5 protein-coding genes are annotated in these 4746 nt (G+C 34.6%); 1 reads left to right on the top strand and 4 read right to left on the bottom strand.

Annotated elements, in window-relative coordinates; genetic code table 11:
- The first annotated feature begins 305 nt into the window (after window positions 1–305).
- Window positions 306–1892, top strand: coding sequence for an amidohydrolase (locus tag ACI3VO_RS06435; protein ID WP_439757115.1), 1587 nt, complete (start codon window positions 306–308; stop codon window positions 1890–1892).
- Window positions 1893–1959: 67 nt separating this feature from the next.
- On the opposite strand, the gene ACI3VO_RS06430 is transcribed toward ACI3VO_RS06435, so the two are convergent.
- From ACI3VO_RS06430 to ACI3VO_RS06415, 4 genes are all read right to left on the bottom strand, one after another.
- Window positions 1960–2301, bottom strand: a complete 342-nt coding sequence (locus tag ACI3VO_RS06430) for a winged helix-turn-helix transcriptional regulator (RefSeq protein ID WP_439757114.1) — start codon at window positions 2299–2301, stop codon at window positions 1960–1962.
- Window positions 2302–2371: 70 nt separating this feature from the next.
- On the bottom strand, window positions 2372–3289 hold the full coding sequence (locus ACI3VO_RS06425; protein WP_439757113.1) for an SIR2 family NAD-dependent protein deacylase: 918 nt from the start codon (window positions 3287–3289) through the stop codon (window positions 2372–2374).
- Window positions 3240–4046 carry a protein-ADP-ribose hydrolase gene (locus tag ACI3VO_RS06420; protein ID WP_439757112.1) on the bottom strand — a complete coding sequence of 269 codons (807 nt, stop codon included), beginning with the start codon at window positions 4044–4046 and terminating at the stop codon, window positions 3240–3242. The genes ACI3VO_RS06425 and ACI3VO_RS06420 overlap by 50 nt, the downstream gene beginning before the upstream one ends.
- Before the next feature lie 67 nt (window positions 4047–4113).
- Window positions 4114–4515, bottom strand: coding sequence for a pyridoxamine 5'-phosphate oxidase family protein (locus ACI3VO_RS06415; RefSeq protein WP_439757111.1), 402 nt, complete (start codon window positions 4513–4515; stop codon window positions 4114–4116).
- Window positions 4516–4746 lie beyond the last annotated feature (231 nt).

Here is a 4746-nt window from a genome sequence, read left to right as displayed (position 1 = left end):
CACATTAATAGAGGTTTGCGAAACCTATCAAAATCGTTTTAATAGATAAGATTGAGTAAGAATATTTATTCTTATTCATTTTTTTTTGTCAAAAAACGAGTTTTAGAGAAAAAATGAAATTATTATCGACTGTTTTTCATTAATTTAGCAATATTGTAATCCACATTTTTATGATATACTAAAAAAGTATTTGTACATATGCTTGAAATTTTATTTCATCACAATACATTTTAATAAATAAAAATGTAAAAAATATAGACAATTATTAATTTAATAATCAATAATTGGAAAAGAGAGGTTTGATTATGACAAAAAAACTTTTTTACAATGGAGATATCATAACTCTAGAAGACAATCTATATGCAGATGCTGTATTAATTGAAAATGGTAAAATACTGAGTGTAGGCAAAAAAGACGAGCTACTAAATGGAAATGAAGATGCGGAAATGGTAGATTTACAAGGAAAGACTTTGATGCCATCGTTTATAGATGCGCACAGTCACTTCTTTGGATATGCAAATTCAAAGCTTCAGGTATCATTAGAGGATGCTGTTGATTTTGAAGATATTGCTAGCAGGATAAAGTCATTTATCGAGAAAAACGACATCCAAAAGGGCGCTTGGATAACTGCCAATAATTTCGACTACAATACATTGGCAGAAAAAACTTATCCAAGAATTGATTTTTTAGACAAAATAGCACCTAAAAATCCACTTATAATTTCTAACAAATCAGGTCACAACGGTGTGGCAAACTCACTAGCGATGAAGGAGCTAGGCATAACTAACGATACACCAGATCCAGAGGGCGGAGTTATTTTCAAGGAGGACGGCGAGCTTACTGGATACCTTGAGGAAAATGCATTTATCAACAACGTCCAAAGAGTTCCAATGCCATCTACAGAGGAACTTATGAAGGCAGTTCTAAAAGCACAGGATGACTACGCTTCTTACGGTATAACTACTATGCAAGAGGGAATGGTCATGCCTTTATTAGCAGATTTATTGGCTTATATAGCGCATTCGAAAATGCTTAAGCTAGACTATGTAGGATATGTTGATATAAAAGAAAAGGACAAGGTTTTGGAAAAAATGCAGGGCTGTGTAAAAGAGTACCACAATCATTTCAAAATCGGAGGGTTCAAGACTTTTCTAGACGGTTCACCACAAGCGAGAACTGCTTATATGAGAACTGATTACAAGGGTGAAGAGGGATATAGAGCTTATCCTGTGATGAGTGAAGACGAATTAGAGAAGCAAATAGAAATCGCTCTAAAAGAAAATATGCAGCTTCTAGCTCACTGCAACGGTGATGCTGCTGTGGCTCAGTACTTAGAACAATACAAAATAGCCAAAGAAAAATTAAACACTACTGAAGACATAAGACCAGTTATAATACATGCACAGCTGATTGGAATAGATCAATTGCCAGAAGTTAAGAGGCTGGGGATGATACCATCGTTTTTCGTAGGGCATGTCTACCACTGGGGACATATACACGTAGAAAATTTTGGGCTTGACAGAGCGAGCCAAATATCTCCAACTAAGACTGCACTAGACGAGGGTATCAAGTTCACCTTCCACCAAGATGCTCCAGTTATAGAGCCAAATATGCTTGAAACTATATGGATAGCAGCTGCTAGAAAAATGAAGGACGGCACTGTTTTAGGTCAACACCAAAGAATACCAGTGCTTGCTGCGATAGAGGCTGTGACTAAAAATGCCGCTTATCAATATTTTGAAGAGGATATAAAGGGAACTATCAAGGAAAATAAATTAGCTGATTTAGTTATTCTAGATAAAAACCCACTTAAGGTAGATGTCGATGAGATAAGAAATATAAAAGTATTGGAGACTATAAAAGAAGGAAATACTGTGTATAAGGCTCAGTAATTTCAGGAGAATATATAATGCATTAAAAAATAGGAGATTTGTTCAAGTACGCCTTTGAATAAATCTCCTATTTTTCTACTCTTTTCTTGTAATTTAAACCCCAGCTGTTCATAGAATCCAAAACTGGTCTTAAGCTTTCACCAAGCTCAGTCAAAGTATATTCAACTCGAGGAGGAACCTCAGCATAGACAGTTCTGTTTACTAGTCCGCATTCTTCCATTTCGCGCAGTTGGTTAGTCAGCACCTTTTGAGATATACCGCCTATTGATTTTTTCAATTGATTAAATCTCTTTGTGCCAGTCTGTAAATCGCGCAGGATTAGAACCTTCCACTTGTTGCTTATTAATTTGAGTGTGACCTCTACAGGACAAGCTGGTAGATTTTCTGGATCAAATGAGCTTTTCTCCATAAATAATTCTCCTTTTGAATTTAGTCATTAAACAAATTAATAAATATTTTATCATATTTTAATCTAAATATCAAAATGGACATGAAGCTTTGATTTTTTCGAGAGCTTGACCTATGTCGTAATTTATGCATATTGATTTATCTAAAATTTGCTCTGGAGCATATGCCTCGTTTAAATTAATACATATATAGCGGGCATTTTTTAGCTGTAATGTCAGCCTCCAAAACGGGTATTTTATGATTACAGGGGTATTCATACCAACTCCTAGCTCTAAAAACAATATATTTTTGTCCTTGTTTTCTAATAAAAATTCAGAGTATCTTTCGCTAGCCCTGTGCCATGCTTCGTCTTCTACAAAATAATCGTCACAGCGTAGGTTGTTTTCCATTTCGCCGCCACAGACAGGGCATTTTGGGACTAAGTCAGATGGAATTTTACAGTTTTTTTGTCTTTTTACCATTTCAATGACTTGTTCTTTATTTGAATACAGCTTGTCGTGACATTTTTTAGCACATTGCCATAGACCGTAGTCTCCCTGTGTGGCGAATATTTTTTCATCTGGAAATCCTGCAAGCTGAAATTGGTGGTCTACATTAGTTGTAAGCACGAAGTAGTTTTTATTTTTCATAATTTCTAGTAAATCTTGATATGGCTTGCCTGCTTTTACATCGTAGCGGTTGTAGTATATGTGGCGGCTCCAGTAAGCCCATTTTTCCTCCTGAGAATCAAATGGATAGAATCCAGCTGAATACATATCTGTGAAATTGTATTTTTCTATGTATTCAGGAAATAATTTTTCGAATCTATCTCCAAAATAAGTCAGTCCAGCTGAAGTGGACAACCCAGCGCCGGCACCTATTACAATGGCATCGGCTTCATCTATTAAGTCCTTTGCAGCAGTGATTTTCTCTTCAAACTCTTTTATTGAAGAAAGCTTATTATTGGAAAATCCCTTTGTATATGGCATAATCTTTTTCTTTAAAAACATTTATTATCACCCTTTCTATATGTTTTGCACTGTCTAAAAATTTATCTATAGTTTCCACTGCTATTTCTGCAGCTATCTCGTTGTCGAAATGAAATTCACCTGTAGATATGCAACAAAATGCTATAGATTTTAATTCGTTTTTATTTGCTAGCTTTAGGCAGTTTTGGTAGCAGGATCTAAGGTCGCCCTTTAGTTTTTCTGTGACAGCGTAGTCTACTATCGGTCCTACTGTGTGTATTACGTATTTGCAGGGAAGGTTGTAGGCTTTAGTTATTTTGGCCTTACCTGTAGGCTCATCGTGGCCTTGCTTTTTCATTATTTCAAAACACTCCTGTCTGAGCTCGACTCCTGCATAGGTGTGTATCGCGTTGTCTATACATTTGTGGCAAGGAACAAAGCATCCTAGCATTTTTGAATTTGCTGCGTTGACTATGGCGTCTGAATTTAGCAAGGTTATATCTCCTTTGTATATAGAAATTTTGTCTTTATTTCTTATATTTTTACAATCGAATTCGTCTTTTATAAAAGGAAGCTTATCCACATCTACAATCCCAGCTTTTTCAATTTCCTCTTTTAAAAATTCGTTTTGTACCTTTAAAAATTCTGGACTTGTCAACTGGGGCATCCTTATATTTACAAGACTTCTAAATAGATTTTTCTTATTTTCAAAATCACTTGGAATATCTATATCCATAAAATCCTCGTGTTCATTTAGTAATTCTCGAATTAAAAAGTCGACTCTTTCCTCTTGATTCATCTTTTTCCTCCTATATATTTAAAATGCTACCGTAAAAAAGGTAGCATTAGATTGTCTTATATTATTTTTATAAATTAAATTCTTGTGGTGGATTTCCAGAGAAGTCAGCTAATGTAGCCTTTGCCTCGTCTAGATAAAATACCTCAAATATTGGGTTGTTAGCAGAATCGTATTGGCTCTTAACTATAGGGTTAGCCATGCAAGCTTCTTTAACCTCCATATTGTTTTCAAATACGCATTTACCGCTTATTCTAATCCAAGCGTATTCTGGGCTTGATACACATATTTCTGCGTATGGATTTTTTTGTAATTGAGCGTAAACATCTTTTTTATTATTTGTGCAGAACCATAATTTTGAATCTTTTTCTAAGCAGAACATAAAAGGTCTGCATTTTGGTTTTCCGTCTTCTCCTATTGTTGCGAAATATTGTACTGGGTTAGCGTTTAAAAAATCTACTACTGTTTTCATAATTAAAATCTCCTTATTTATTAATAGTTTAATTATGAAGTGGCCACGTTCATCTTATGATTAGAGTTTACGCCATCAAATAATTTTCGTAAAGTACGCACTTTAAAGTTGCATAGTTACTAAAAGGTAACCATGCAACTTCGAAAATTTTTTATAATTGGCTATCTAAGGCTTCTTCTATAACAGCTATCTTCTTAATTTTAGGTTCCTTTATAACATTTCCACCTGCAA

It is taken from the genome of Intestinibacter sp. (genome assembly GCF_051866655.1).
Lineage (GTDB): Bacteria > Bacillota > Clostridia > Peptostreptococcales > Peptostreptococcaceae > Intestinibacter.
The sequence above is the reverse complement of the archived record's forward strand: the minus strand, read 5'-3'. Positions and strand labels throughout refer to the sequence as shown.